This window comes from Nesterenkonia cremea (assembly GCF_014642675.1).
In the GTDB taxonomy this organism is placed as follows: domain Bacteria; phylum Actinomycetota; class Actinomycetes; order Actinomycetales; family Micrococcaceae; genus Nesterenkonia; species Nesterenkonia cremea.
In genome coordinates, this window is the sequence record NZ_BMIS01000006.1 from 1 (window position 1) to 13,372 (window position 13,372).

The 13,372-nt window shown below is 68.7% G+C and carries 11 protein-coding genes; 5 read left to right on the forward strand and 6 right to left on the reverse strand.

All coding sequences use genetic code 11. From position 1 onward, the window contains the following. Both IEW85_RS07600 and IEW85_RS07605 read right to left on the reverse strand, forming a co-directional pair. The coding region (locus IEW85_RS07600) for a transposase family protein (protein WP_188684326.1) at positions 1-364 on the reverse strand (364 nt) is incomplete at its 3' end. Positions 365-832: 468 nt separating this feature from the next. Further along, complete coding sequence (locus tag IEW85_RS07605; RefSeq protein ID WP_188684328.1) at positions 833-1,786, reverse strand: 1,4-dihydroxy-2-naphthoyl-CoA synthase; 954 nt, start codon at positions 1,784-1,786, stop codon at positions 833-835. A gap of 46 nt (positions 1,787-1,832) precedes the next feature. On the opposite strand from IEW85_RS07605, the gene IEW85_RS07610 reads away from it, so the two are divergent. Beyond that, complete coding sequence (locus tag IEW85_RS07610) at positions 1,833-2,837, forward strand: DUF2332 domain-containing protein (protein ID WP_188684330.1); 1,005 nt, start codon at positions 1,833-1,835, stop codon at positions 2,835-2,837. Positions 2,838-2,844: 7 nt separating this feature from the next. Here the strand turns inward: IEW85_RS07610 and IEW85_RS07615 are convergent, their stop codons facing one another. Together IEW85_RS07615 and IEW85_RS07620 are read right to left on the reverse strand one after the other, a co-directional pair. Beyond that, positions 2,845-5,100, reverse strand: a complete 2,256-nt coding sequence (locus tag IEW85_RS07615; RefSeq protein WP_188684333.1) for a S9 family peptidase — start codon at positions 5,098-5,100, stop codon at positions 2,845-2,847. Between the two features lie 74 nt (positions 5,101-5,174). Beyond that, on the reverse strand, positions 5,175-5,873 hold the full coding sequence (locus IEW85_RS07620) for a response regulator (RefSeq protein WP_268234662.1): 699 nt from the start codon (positions 5,871-5,873) through the stop codon (positions 5,175-5,177). Between the two features lie 36 nt (positions 5,874-5,909). Between IEW85_RS07620 and IEW85_RS07625 the strand changes: the two genes are divergently transcribed. From IEW85_RS07625 to IEW85_RS07635, 3 genes are all read left to right on the forward strand, one after another. Then, the gene (locus IEW85_RS07625) at positions 5,910-7,763 is read left to right on the forward strand and encodes a sensor histidine kinase (protein ID WP_188684335.1); all 1,854 of its coding nucleotides are present in this window, start codon (positions 5,910-5,912) and stop codon (positions 7,761-7,763) included. Positions 7,764-7,933: 170 nt separating this feature from the next. After that, positions 7,934-9,073 carry a fatty acid desaturase family protein gene (locus IEW85_RS07630; RefSeq protein ID WP_188684337.1) on the forward strand — a complete coding sequence of 380 codons (1,140 nt, stop codon included), beginning with the start codon at positions 7,934-7,936 and terminating at the stop codon, positions 9,071-9,073. 44 nt (positions 9,074-9,117) lie between these two features. Further along, positions 9,118-9,837: a M50 family metallopeptidase gene (locus tag IEW85_RS07635; protein WP_188684340.1), complete on the forward strand. Its 720-nt coding sequence runs from the start codon at positions 9,118-9,120 to the stop codon at positions 9,835-9,837. Here IEW85_RS07635 and IEW85_RS07640 read toward each other — a convergent pair. Together IEW85_RS07640 and IEW85_RS07645 are read right to left on the reverse strand one after the other, a co-directional pair. After that, positions 9,802-10,851 (reverse strand): phosphatase PAP2 family protein, encoded by a 1,050-nt coding sequence (locus IEW85_RS07640; RefSeq protein ID WP_188684342.1) that lies wholly within the window; start codon positions 10,849-10,851, stop codon positions 9,802-9,804. The genes IEW85_RS07635 and IEW85_RS07640 overlap by 36 nt on opposite strands. A gap of 24 nt (positions 10,852-10,875) precedes the next feature. Next, entirely contained in the window at positions 10,876-12,372 is a 1,497-nt protein-coding gene (locus tag IEW85_RS07645) for an alanine/glycine:cation symporter family protein (protein WP_188684344.1), read from the reverse strand. A gap of 179 nt (positions 12,373-12,551) precedes the next feature. On the opposite strand from IEW85_RS07645, the gene IEW85_RS07650 reads away from it, so the two are divergent. Next, positions 12,552-13,325: an MBL fold metallo-hydrolase gene (locus IEW85_RS07650; RefSeq protein WP_188684346.1), complete on the forward strand. Its 774-nt coding sequence runs from the start codon at positions 12,552-12,554 to the stop codon at positions 13,323-13,325. Positions 13,326-13,372 lie beyond the last annotated feature (47 nt).

A 13,372-nucleotide genomic window follows, 5' to 3' on the forward strand; every position in this document is an offset into this window, starting at 1 on the left:
TGTCGATCACCAGACTCTTCAGTGCCCACAGCACCGCATGTCGGGTCAGCTTCGTCCTCGGCGCGGCCGCGGTGGAGGTGTCTTGGCGCCACACTCGGGCGCAACCAGGACAGCGGTAACGCCGAACTCGGACCCACAGAGTGGTAGGCCGCCACCCCAGCGGCACATGGGCCAGCTTCCTGATCACAGTGTCCCGCGCCAGGCCTTCGGCTCCGCACTCTCGGCACCACGGGTCCGCATCAATGACCCGGCACTCCAACACCGCCTGGTCGGGCTCGAGGCGCTGACCGACCGCGGTCAGTCCCAGCTGGTCAAGCAGGCAGAAGCTATCAAGATCAGGGGCAGTGAAAGTAGGCTTAGCCACGTCGAGGTCTTTCTGATTGGCAGTGTGGTAACTCCAATCATCGAAAGGCCTCGACCTCTATCCGCTCATCGCCACGCCACCAGCCACTACACCCTCAAACACGAAGAGCCAGATAACTTCCGCAGTTCCGCACTTCCGCAACGAACAACCCCCATTGCTTCACATGTGCACCTTCTCCCTGAGATTTGTGAGCCCCCGGTCGGCTGGGCGTCCATGGAGACAGGCTGGCCCTCCGCGCAAAGGCAGGCAGGCTGGTCGGAGGGGCGTGCGGCAGGAAAGTGGAGCCGCCAGTGCCAGAGCAGCAGCGCTGGGTCTGCGACCTGCAGGGATGTGGAGACTGCGGTGTGGAGGTGTCCGCCCGTGGGATCGCCGTTGTGGGTGCTGCTCCTGCGCCCAGCGGGAAAAGTTGCGCCCGGTGTGCGCCCGGCGACGAGCAGAAAATGCGCTGACCTGGGGTTTTGCTGCTATCTAATAGTAGTACGGGTGCGCGCTCCAGTCGGGGTCGCGCTTCTGCAGGAAGGCGTCGCGGCCTTCCACGGCCTCATCGGTCATGTAGCCCATGCGGGTGGCCTCGCCGGCGAAGACCTGCTGGCCCGCGAGGCCGTCGTCGGCGGCGTTGAAGGCGAACTTCAGCATCCGCACCGCCTGTGGGGACTGACGCGCGATGTCGGCCGCATACTCCAGCGCGACCTCTTCGAGCCGCTCGTGGTCCACGGCCTCGTTCACCGCGCCGGCGGCCACCATGTCCTCAGCCGAGTGCTCCCGCGCCAGGAAGAAGATCTCCCGGGCCTTCTTCTGCCCCACCTGCCGGGCCAGCAGGGCTGAGCCGTAGCCGGCGTCGAAGGATCCCACGGTGGCGTCGGTCTGCTTGAACCTCCCGTGCTGCCTGGAGGCGATGGTCAGATCCGCCACCACATGCAGGGAGTGCCCGCCGCCGGCGGCCCAGCCGTTCACCACGGCGATGACCACCTTCGGCATCGTGCGGATCAGCCGCTGCGCCTCCAGAATGTGCAGGCGCCCGGCGCGTGCCGGATCCACGGTCTCGGCAGTCTCACCCCCCGCATACCGGTAGCCGTCCCGACCGCGGATGCGCTGATCGCCTCCGGAGCAGAAGGAGTGCCCGCCGTCCTTCGGCGACGGCCCGTTGCCGGTGAGCAGCACGGCGCCGACGTCGGGGGTCATCCGTGCATGGTCCAGAGCCCGGTAGAGCTCGTCCACGGTCCTGGGGCGGAAGGCGTTGCGCACCTCTGGGCGGTCGAAGGCGATCCGCACAGCCGGCAGATCGCGGAGGATCGCGCCGTCGGCGTCGCGCTCCACGCGCCGGTGGTAGGTGATGTCCTCGAAATCGAAGCCCTCCACCGAGCGCCACTGCCGTGGGTCGAAGAGATCGGATACCTGCTCAGGAAAATCGGTGTTGGTCACCCCGCCAGTCTATCCATCGGCCCGCTGCGCGCATTACGGTGAGGCCATGCGCGAGCTTCCCGACGACGACGCCGCTCAGCTGCGTGAGTACTACCGGCACTTCGCTGCGGTGGAGGCGGCCGAGGTGTCACCGCTCTATGCCGAATGGGCGGCTTCGGCCGCTGCGGGTGACGAGGTTCTGCGCCTGCTGGCCGAGGTGCCGGCGTCCAAGCGTCAGCCCAATCTGCTCTTCGCCGCTGCGCGGATCCACGGTGTGGAGCTCCGATCCTGGTCCCACGCGCGGCAGCAGGTGATCCAGCGCTGGGAAGCCATCGCCGCAACTCTCCGCGCACGACGGACCCAGACGAACGAACCAGGCCGGCTGGCGGTGCTCAACCTCGTCCTCTCACGGATCGCGGAGGAGGTGGGCAGACCGTTGGCGCTGATCGAAGTGGGTGCCTCTGCGGGACTGTGCCTCTACCCCGATGCCTGGCCGCTTCGATATCAGCCCGGCGACCAGCTGTTGAGTCCGAGAGGCCCGCTGCATTCAGGAGTGGAGCTGAACTGCACGCTGGAGGGGGTGGAGCCGCCGTCGAGCTTGCCGGAGGTGGCCTGGCGCGCCGGAGTCGATCTGAACCCTCTGGACCTCACGCGACCCGACGACGCCGACTGGCTGCGCGCCCTGGTCTGGCCCGGCATGGAGCACCGCCTGGAGCGGCTGGACGCCGGGGCGCAGCTGGTGGCTCAGCAGCCTCCGCACCTGGTGGTCGGGGATCTGAACGAGCAGCTGGCCGGGCTGCTGGCTCAGGTCCCTGCTGGGGCTGTGCCGGTGGTCTTCCACTCGGCGGTGCTGGTCTACCTTCCGCGTGAGGAGCGCGCCCGCTTCCTCGCGCAGCTGCGAGCCTCCGGCGCACGCTGGGTCAGCAATGAAGGGCCCACTGTCTTCCCGGGGATCCAGCAGCGGCTGCCTCAGGATGAGGTGGAGCGGCAGGGCTTCGTGCTGGCCCTGGACGGGGAGCCGCTGGCGCGCACCGGTCCGCACGGGCAGTCGGCCCGCGCACTGCCGCGCTGAGTTCGTCTCAGCCGCTGCGGACCCCCAGGTGATGGCTCAGGAAGGCGAAGATCCAGGCCGTCTCCTTCCATGCTTCATAGCGTCCCGACGCACCGCCGTGGCCGCCGTCCATCTCGATCTTGAGCACCACCGGGGCCTCGCCCTGCTGATGCTCGCGCAGCACCTGCACCCATTTGGCCGGCTCCACATAGAGCACGCGAGTGTCATGCAGGGACGTCACCGCAGCCACGGGTGGATACTCCACGTCCCGGACGTTCTCATAGGGGGAGTAGGACTTCATGTACCGGTAGACCTCGGGGTCGGTGATGGGGTTGCCCCACTCCTCCCACTCCAAGGCTGAGAGCGGCAGCTCCGGGTCCAGGATGGAGGTCAGGTTGTCCACGAACGGCACATCGGCCACCACGGCTGCGTACTTCTCCGGGGCCATGTTCAGGATGGCGCCCATCAGCAGTCCGCCGGCAGATCCGCCGTAGGCCGCGGTCCGTGCGGGGTCCGCCCAGCCGGTCTCCACCAGCAGGTCGGTGGCGGTGAGGAAGTCGGTGAAGGTGTTGACCTTCTTCAGCTTCTTGCCGTCCTCGTACCAGCGGCGCCCCAGCTCGCCGCCGCCGCGCACATGGGCCACGGCGAAGACGATGCCCCGGTCCAGCAGCGAGAGCCGCGAGACTGAGAAGTAGGGGTCCATGCTGATCTCGTAGGAGCCGTAGCCGAAGACTACGGTCGGGTGTCCGCCCGCCGTCGGGGAGACGTCCCGGTGGTGCAGCACGGTGATCGGTACCTGCACCTCGCTGCCGTCCTCCGCGGTCTCCCCGGTGGGTGCCCAGAGACGTGTGGAGCGGTAGGCGGAGAGGGCGACGTCGTTGACCGGGGTCTGGCGCCGCAACACCGGCTCCGCGGCGCCGGAGCCTGCATCGTGCGGGATGTCATAGATCCGTGGCGGGGTCACCCAGGAGGTGTAGAGCACGCGGAAGATCGGGGCCTCGTACTGGGCTGAGACGATGGCGCAGGTGTAGGCCCCTTCTTCGAAGGCCGGGCCGGGAAGCGACGACGCCGGCACAGGGTCCCCACCTGCGCGCACGGCTCGCAGCGCCTCCAGAGAGAGCAGGTAGACCGACTCCACGGTGTCCCGGCGGGCGCTGACCAGCACCTGCGAGGAGGTGACGGCCACGCCTTCGAACTTCACCGTCTCCTCATGCGGGATCACTTCGGTGCCCAGGTCCACCGGCTCGGCCGAGGAGCTGCCCGGCGACTGCGCGAGCAGCGCCTCCTGGGTGGTCACCGACAGCGCGTTGTTGGGCCCGGACTGGTTGTGGGTGATCAGCAGCAGGCGCTCGGCGTCGCCGTCGTCGGGGGTTCCGGCGTCGAGGTCGATGGGGTCCACAGTGTGCAGCAGGCGCTGCTCGGCGCCGATGAGCAGCTGGGGCTCTGCCTCAGGGTCGGTGACATCCAGGATCCGGGTCTCGTTGTACTCGGAGTTCCCGGAGAGGATCAGCAGCTGCTTCTTATCCGCAGAGAGCCCGATTCCGGTCCACAGCTCGCTGTCGGTGATCTCCAGCAGCAGCCGGTCCTCCTCGGCAGGGGTCCCTAGGGTGTGCATGTAGAGCCGGTAGGGCCGCCAGGTGGAGTCGGCCACCATGTAGTAGGCGCGCTCGCCGGAGGGCTCCATGACCGGGCCGCCGTGGACGTTCTCCACCGACTCCGGCAGGTTCTCTCCGGTGCTCAGGTCCCGGAAGCGCAGTGTGTAGTGCTCATCTCCGGTGGTGTCCTCGCAGTAGGCCAGCAGGCGGCCGGAGTCGGCGCGGGCCATCCCGCCCAGCTGGAAGAAGGCATGGGGCTCGGCCTCCGCGTTGGTGTCGAAATAGGTGACCTCACCCTCCAGCGGCACACCGGGCTGGATCTGGGGCGGAGTCCAGGCTGCGGGATCCTTGGCGTCGCCCGCCGCGGGGACGCGGCAGTAGATGGGGTGCTGCTCGCCCTCGATGGTGCGGGTGAAGTACCACCAGTCGCCGCGGCGCGAAGGCACCGAGAGGTCGGTCTCCACCGTACGGTGCTTGATCTCGCCGAAGATCGCGTCTCGCAGCGGCTGATGATCGGCGGTGACAGCCTCGGTGTACGCGTTCTCCGCATGCAGGTGGTCCAGGACCTCCTGTGAGTCCTTCTCCCGCAGCCACTCATAGTGGTCGGTGACGGTGTCCCCATGATGCGTGCGCTGGGCGGGGACCTGCTTGGCCTGCGGAGGAGTGGGTGCGGAGCTCTGAGCAGTCATAGCTCTCATTCAATCAGAGACAGGGGCGGCGTCCGGGCCTCGCGGGGTCGGCCGATCTCAGGCGGCGGCGCTCCTCACTCTCCGGCGCGGACCAGTCCCGACTCGTAGGCCGCCACCACGATCTGGGTGCGGTCCCGCAGGTCCAGCTTCCCCAGGACCCGGGAGACATGGGTCTTGACCGTCTGCTCGGCCAGCACCAGCTCCTCGGCGATCTCCGAGTTGGTGCGCCCGCGCGCCACCAGACGCACCACATCGATCTCCCGCTCGGTGAGGCCGTTCAGCAGCGTGGCCTCGGAGGTCGGGGCTGCCGGACGGGCCGCATAGTCGGCGATCAGCGTCCGGGTGACCTTCGGTGAGAGCAGCGCCTCCCCGGAGGCGACTACGCGCACGGCATGGACCAGCTCCTCTGGGGCGGCGTCCTTGAGCAGGAAGCCGCTGGCACCTGCCCGCAGCGCTGCGAAGACGTACTCGTCGGCGTCGAAGGTGGTCAGCATGAGGATTCTGGGCGGTTGACCCGGCATACTGAGCACAGCACGGGTGGCATCGAGGCCGTTGACCTTCGGCATGCGGATATCCATCAGGACCACATCCGGCCGGGTCTGACGCACCACATCGGTGGCCCCCGCGCCGTCCTCCGCGGTGCCGACCACCTCGATGCCCTCCTGGGCATCCAGCAGGGCGGCGAATCCGGCACGGATCATCGACTGATCATCGACGATCAGCACACGCACCGCATCAGCTGCGGCAGAGGAGGAAGCATCGGTGGCAGACACAGCTCAAAGCTACCTCAGCGCGGCGGGAGCCTGCGCATGAGGCAGCTGGCACGGCACTATGCCTATATCCTCCCGGGCCTGCCCATCGCCCTGTTCAGCCTGAGCCTGCTGCTGAGCCTGACCGCGGCCTCCATCGCTACCTCGGTGATCTGGCTGGGTGCGCTGCTGATGCCCATCACCCTGCTGGTGGCCTCCGGATTCGCCGAGCTCTCCCGCAACCGGCTGCGTCTCTGGGGCGCGGCCGTGGAACCGGTCAGCTACCGGCCCTCGGGCCCCGGACCGCTGGGCCTGCTGCGCCTGCTGCTGGACCCGCGGCGCTGGCTGGATCTGGTCTTCGAGACACTCATCGCCTTCCCGCTGCGCCTGGTCACCTTCCTGGTCACCCTGGTCTGGACCGTGGGCGCCGCCGCGGGACTGACCTACTTCTCCTGGTCCCTGTTCCTGCCCGATGAGCGCAGCGTCATGCAGCTGCTGCACCTGGCGGATCCGGACCTGGTCCCGCAGAGCCCCGCCGCCCAGTACCTGATCGACGCCGGCGCCCACTTCCTGTTGGGCGTGGCCCTGATCCTCAGCCTGCCGGCGGTGCTGCGCGCCGCGGCGGGGCTGGATGCTCTGCTCACCACCGCGCTGCTGGGCGACGGCGGCCGCGGTGAGCTCTTCGGCCATCGGCTCACCCGCCCGGCCTCCTTCACCGCCACAGCCCCCGACGCCGAGGGGGACCCCTCCACCGCCTCCTTCAGCGGGCGAGCCTGGGCCTGGATCGGCAGCGTCTTCGCCGCCGTGGTGCTGCTGGCCGTGGGCTGGCCGCTGACTGCGGTGCTGTACTCGGTGCCGGTGGCCCTGGCGATGGTGCTGGTCATCGGTCACAGCGCCGCCGTCGTGCTCACCCTGCATTGGGTGTGGCCGGGTCTGGGGCTCTCTCTGGGTGCCTCTGCCGGCATCATGCTTCTGACGGCCGAATCGGGCGTGCCGGTGTGGCCTTGGCCGGTCACAGCGCTCGTCACCCAGTGCGCGGTGCTGGTGGTGGCCGCCCTGACCCGCCCCTGGTACTGCGCGGCCTCGGGCTGGTGCGCCGGGGTGCTGCTGACCCTGGTCGCCCTGCTGCTGAGCCTGCCGGAGATGCCCGACGCCGCCCTGGCCACCGGGATCGTGGCCGGCACGGTCAGCGCGGCAGTGGTGGTCGTCGGGGCGTTGGCTCGGATGTGGATCCTCAACGCCGGACGGTTGGAGGCCGCCGAACGCACCAGCGCGGAACAGGACCGCCGCCGCAAGGAGCTGGAGGAGCGCAACCGGATTGCCCGGGAGCTCCATGACGTGGTGGCCCATTCGATGTCGGTGATCAGCGTGCAGGCAGCCACCGCCCGGTACCGCAACCCCGGGATCGATGCTGCCGCCCAGCGCGAGTTCGAGGAGATCGCCGGTTCCTCCCGGGAGGCGCTGAGCGAGATGCGCATGCTGCTCAGCGTGCTGCGCGCCGAGGACGACGCCCCCACCGCCCCTGAGCCGGGCCTGGACCAGATCGACGCCCTGGTGGAGACCACCCGCGCCTCCGGCACCGCCATCCGCTATAGCGGGCTGAAGGACGCCGTCCCCGGAGCCAACCCCGCCGCCGGGCTGGCCGCCTATCGTGCGGTGCAGGAGGCGCTGAGCAACGCTCTGCGCCATGCCCCCGGGGCTGCCGTGGACGTGGACCTGGCCCTGGAGGAGGACCACCGGCTGCGCGTGGAGGTGGTCAATGAGGCCCCACCGCGTCCGCCCAAGGAATCGGCTCCCGGCGCCGGATTGGGGCTCTCCGGGATCAGAGAACGCATCGGTGCCGTGGGTGGAACGGTGGATCTGAGCCCGACGCCGGAGGGCGGCTTCGCCATGCGCGCCCGGCTCCCGCTGTAGGGCCCTTCCGTCTCCATCGATTGGCACATCTGGGTGGGGTCGGCGGCGCTCTGACGACTCATCTGTGACGATCGACGGGCCGTCGACGCCGCACCCCTACTCCAGTAGGGGGTGAAGTTGGCTCCGCCGGGTGACGCGGACGGCGTCGTCGGTTCTCTATGTTGAGCACTATGACGATCACTTCCTCCACCGGGACCGCCGCTGAGCCCACTGCTGAGCGCGCTGACACCGCCGCGGTGGGAGCCTCGGCTCAGCCGGACGGATCCGCACGTCAGCATCAGGTCAACGACTTCTTCGAGCTGAACCGGCGGGTCAAGGAGGCCGGGCTCCTGGAGCGCGGCGCGAAGAGCTACATCCCCCGGGCCATCGTGCTGACCCTGGCCTTCGCCGGTGCCGGCACGCTGCTGGCCCTGCTGGGCAGCAGCCCCTGGCAGCTGCTGGTGGCCGCGCTCTTCGGCGTTCTGTTCACCCAGGCCGCGTTCCTCTCCCATGACGCCGCTCATCAGCAGGTCTTCGCCAACGGCCGGCGCAACGAATGGCTGGCTCGGCTGGTCGGCAACGGCGTGGTCGGACTCTCCTACGCCTGGTGGGCGAAGAAGCACGGCAAACACCATGCCAACCCGAACACCATCGGCAAGGACGGGGACATCGAACCGGGCATCATCGCCTTCGTCCCGGACGACGCCCAGCAGCGCAACGGCCTGGCCGGTTGGTTCGTCCGCCGTCAGGGCTGGATGCTCTTCCCGCTGCTGCTGTTCTTCGGCCTCAGCCTGCATGTCCACGCCATCGACGCCGTGGCTCGGGCGAAGAAGGTCAAGCAGCGCAAGGCTGAGGCCGCGCTGCTGGCAGTGCGCCTGATCGCGTTCCCCGCCCTGGTGATCTGGGCGGCCGGGCTCTGGATGGGCCTGGGCTTCCTTGCTGTGCAGCTGGCGGTCTTCGGCGTCTACATGGGTGCCAGCTTCGCCCCCAACCACAAGGGCATGCCGATCATCCCCAAGGACACCAAGGTGGACTTCCTCCAGCGCCAGGTGCTGACCTCCCGGAACATCCGCGGCGGCCGGCTCATCGACTGGGGCATGGGCGGACTGAACTTCCAGGTGGAGCACCACATCTTCCCTCGCATGCCCAGCCCCAACCTGCATAAGGTCAAGCCGATCGTGGAGGAGTTCTGCGCCGAGCGTGAGATCCCCTACACCGAGGCCGGACTGGTGGAGTCCTATGTGATCGTCACCCGGTACCTGAACCGCGTGGGCCTGGGCTACTCCGATCCGATGGAGTGCCCGATCATCGCCCAGTACCGCCCCCGCTGAAGCTCTCACCGGTCTCTCACCGGTGCCGCGTACGCTGAGCTGTTGTGAACGCGTTCTTCGATGTGCTGACCGAGCGGTGGTCCACCGCCGCCGAGCCTGACACCACCACTGTCCTGATCCTGGCCGGCGCCGTCGTGGTGGTCATGTCGGTGCACCGGCTGTGGCGGGTGCTGCGCCAGGCCTCCACCATCATCCACGAGATGGGCCATGTGCTCGCCGCCTGGGCCTCCGGGCGCCGGGTCTCCGGGATCCGTCTGCATTCGGACACCTCCGGGGTGACCGTCTCAGTGGGCAGGCGCCAGGGCATCGGCATGCTGCTCACCGCCCTGGGCGGCTATCCCGCCCCGGGTCTGCTGGCTCTGGGCATGGCCGCGCTGCTGACCGCCGGCCACGCCGGAGCCGCCCTGACCCTCTACCAGGCAGTGGTGCTGCTGGCGCTGCTGCTCTCCCGCAACGCCGTCGGGATCTTCTCCTGCCTGCTCTCGCTGGCCGCCACCGGCCTGATCTGGTGGCAGAACGACCCGCTCATCGTCACCTACACGGTGGTGGTCCTGGCGGTCTTCTACGCGCTGGCCGGGGTGCGGGGCACCTTCGACGTCATCCGGATCCATACCCGACGCCGCCCCGAGTCTGCCTCCACCGACGCATCCCTGGCCGCCCGCTCCTGGCGCGCGCTGCCGCTGCCGCCCTTCATGTGGCTGGGCTTCTTCCTGCTGGTCTCGGCAGGGTCAGCGGTCGGCGTCGTATGGATGTTTGCCGGCTGAGGCGGAGGAGAAGCTCAGAATCCCTGCCGCGGCGGGGAAGAGTGCCGGTGCCGAGGACAGTGCCGCACCGGCCAGGAACAGCCAGGGCGTAGGGCCCGACGCCGACTGGGCCAGCCGATCGGCGAAGCTCCCCTCAGCCTCCACGATGGGCCCCAGCAGGAACACTGCGGCCAGCACACAGCCGGCCAGCCCCAGCGTCAGGCAGAGCCCGGCGCTGCGTCCGCCGCGGCGTCGCCCGTCCCGCAGGGGAGGGGAGAGGGCTGCACTGAGTCGTTCAGCAGGAGTGGGCTGACGGGCGTCGTCGTCGGGCTCATCGAACTCCGGACCGTGCCGGCCGGCGTCGGGGTAGGAGGCGATCTCCATGGCCGCGCTGACCCGGGCGCGGCGCTCGGCCTGCAGCAGCAGGCAGCCGGCCAGCGCGGTCCAGGCGGCGACCACCAGATAGGCGGCGATCATATCGCTGGGCCTGTGCCAGCCTTCTGCGAAGATATAGCCGCCCCAGCCGCCGGCCCAGAGGGCACCGAGCATCGCCCAGAAGGGGCGCCCGCGCGGCATGGCGGCCAGGAAGACTGCGGCCGCGGCGCTGGCGGCCATCGTGGTGTGGCCGCTGGGCAGCGAGTTCGCACTCCACGCCGGTGCGAGGTCCACCACCAGGGCCGGGCGCTCGTTCCAGAGGGTCTTGAAGATCTGGGTGGTCAGATTGGCCCCGGCCATCAGCAGGGCCACCGGGGCCAGGACGGCTCCGCGGACCTGGCGCGGCCGGGCCAGGAGCAGACCCAGCACGACGACGCCGGGCGGCAGCAGGATCCATACGGCGATCCAGCGGTTCTCCGGGTCCAGCTCCGGCAGGGCGTGGCTGGTGCCGTAGGCGGTGACGCGCATCATCGTGTCCAGCAGTTGGCCGGAGGCGGTGTGCACTGAGGTCAGCCAGATCAGCCAGGCGGCCCCCGCCCACAGCAGAGCCCCGGCGCTCCACCGCAGAAGCTGGGGCGCCGGGGCTCTGGTGGTAGGCATGGGGTCCATGCTCTCAGCCCCAGGTCAGCTGCGCTGTGATGCGGATCTCTGTCGTCGGGAGAGATGTTCGGCCATATCCTCCTCGGCCCAGCACTCCACATTGGTCAGCTCCGGCATGTCGGAGGCCAGGAAGACCGGATCGAGGCCCTGACGCTTCTGCCTCTGATAGTGCTTGAGCAGCTTCACCGCAGTGCCGCCCAGCTCCATGATGACCAGCAGGTTGAACATCGCGATGATCACCATGGTCACCCCGGCGATGGCCCAGGCCAGGTCCACCGAGATGACCGAGCCCAGGAAGACGATGCCGGTCAGGGCCACGGCGTAGACCTTGCGCAGAGTCTCCGAGTCGGAGATGAACAGGACGTTGGCCTCGCCGTAGGAGTAGTTGCCCAGCACGGAGGTGAAGGCCACCAGGGTGATGATCACCGCCAGGGCGACTGCGCCGATGGTGCCGAAGTTGTTCACCAGGGCCATCTGCGTCAGCTCCGCGCCCGGGTTGGCGTCGGCGGTCTCCTGCACATCCGGGAAGGTGACCAGGATGATGAAGGCGGTGACCGAGCAGATGATCAGGGTGTCCAGGTAGACACCCAGGGTCTGGACCAGGCCCTGCTTGGCCGGGTGGGAGACATCGGCGGTGGCGGCCACATTGGGGACCGAACCCATACCGGCCTCATTGGAGAACATGCCGCGCTGGATGCCGGCCATGATCATCGCGCCGAAGGCACCGCCGGCGATGGCGCTGAAGTCGAAGGCCTCGCCGAAGATCAGCGCGATGACGTTGGGCAGCTGGTCGATGTTGAAGGCCACGACCACCAGGCCCAGCACGATGTAGAGCATGGCCATGGCCGGGACCACGTTCTGGGCCACCCGGGCCACGCTGCGCAGACCGAAGATCACGATGATGCCGGTGCCTGCGGCCAGCAGGACGGCCAGGATCCAGGTCAGGGCCCCGGTGTCCTCCATGCCCATCTCGCCTGCTGCGCCGGTGACGGCGTCGACGATGGTGTTGGCCTGCAGGGAGGTGAAGCTCAGCGCGAAGCAGAAGATGAAGATCACGGCGAAGACGATGCCGCCGGTGCGTGAGCCCAGCCCGCGCTGGATGTAGTACGCCGGGCCGCCCTTATAGGTGTCGAAGCGCCGGGTCTTGTACAGCTGGGCCAGTGTGGACTCCACGAAGGAGGCCGCCGAGTTCAGCACGGCCATCGCCCACATCCAGAAGACGGCACCCGGGCCCCCGATGGCGATCGCGCCCGCCACACCGGCGATGTTGCCGGTGCCCACGCGGGCTGAGGCGGTCACGGTGAAGGCCTGGAAGGCGGAGAGGGACCGGGTGCGGCCGTTCTCATCCTTGGTGGCCCTGTCCGTGATGGACCGGAACATATCCGGCAGGTGGCGGATCTGGACGAGTCCGGTCCGGACCGTCAGATAGAAGCCGGCGGCGATGATCACCGGGATGCCGAAGAACTCCCAGGCGAAGTCTTCGAAGATCCCGAGGTACTCGAGAAGGGTGTCAGTATTCACAGGGGTGGAGCCTACTCGCAGGAGGCCCTCTGCGTGAACTGGGGGTTACCTGGGCCTCACCTGGATCACCTGAGCGTCTTACCCGCCGTCCAGCGGGTCTCACTGGTCTCTCATGACTGCTGAGGGACAATGGTGGGACCGATACGGACCACCTCATCCCAAGGAAGGCAGTGGTGTCAGTGGGTGCCCCAGCAGTCGAACCGTTCACCCGTCTCAGCGAAGATGTCTGGCTCAGTCGTGTGGCCAGCGAGGACACGCCGCTGAACATCGGGCTGGTGATCGGCCCCGATCGGGCCGTGTTGGTGGACCCGGGCCCGACCGACGCCGAGGACGCCGTCTACGCGAACCTGCTGGAGCGGGTCCGCGAGCTCACCGACGCCGAGCTGGTGGTGGTCAGCACCCACGGTCACGCCGATCACATCGGAGCCAACGCCTACCTGCGCGCCCACGGTGCCGCAGCCGTGTGGGCACACTGCGACGCCGGCGTCGGGACCGCCACCGATCTGGTGGAGGAGGAGCCGGTCACCCTGGAGCTCGGTCAGGGGCTCAGCGTGGTGCTTGAGCATCTGGGCCGTGGGCACACCGAAGGCGACCTGGTGGTCGGGGTCCAGCGCGAGGACCGTCAGGGCCGGGGCATCCTCTTCTGCGGCGATCTGGTGCGAGAGGGCACCGACCCACGCTTCCGCGACTCCTACCCCAAGGAGTGGGTGCGGACGCTGGGCCGGATCTGGTCCATGTCAGGCACTTATGCAAAGTTCGTGCCGGGCCACGGCCGTCCGGTGGACGCCGAGTTCGTGGCCTCCATGCGCCGGCGCATGCAGCAGGGCCACAACGTCTCCTCCCAGGCCATCCGCGACTCGGTCAACGATGCCACCAAGGCCATCCCGATCCTGCCCTACGGCCCGGATGAGTCGCGTGAGCTGATCACCCGCCTGCGCGGCGACGACTCCTGAGGCTCTGCAGCTGATCTCTGCTCAGGCGCTGGGGCTGGTCACCGGCG

Bases quoted from the DNA above. Each gene is read 5' to 3' on its own strand.
- IEW85_RS07610 (WP_188684330.1), top strand. From the start codon at position 1,833: ATGCGCGAGCTTCCCGACGACGACGCCGCTCAGCTGCGTGAGTACTAC.
- IEW85_RS07625 (WP_188684335.1), top strand. From the start codon at position 5,910: ATGAGGCAGCTGGCACGGCACTATGCCTATATCCTCCCGGGCCTGCCC.
- IEW85_RS07640 (WP_188684342.1), bottom strand. From the start codon at position 10,851: ATGCCTACCACCAGAGCCCCGGCGCCCCAGCTTCTGCGGTGGAGCGCC.
- IEW85_RS07630 (WP_188684337.1), top strand. From the start codon at position 7,934: ATGACGATCACTTCCTCCACCGGGACCGCCGCTGAGCCCACTGCTGAG.
- IEW85_RS07615 (WP_188684333.1), bottom strand. From the start codon at position 5,100: ATGACTGCTCAGAGCTCCGCACCCACTCCTCCGCAGGCCAAGCAGGTC.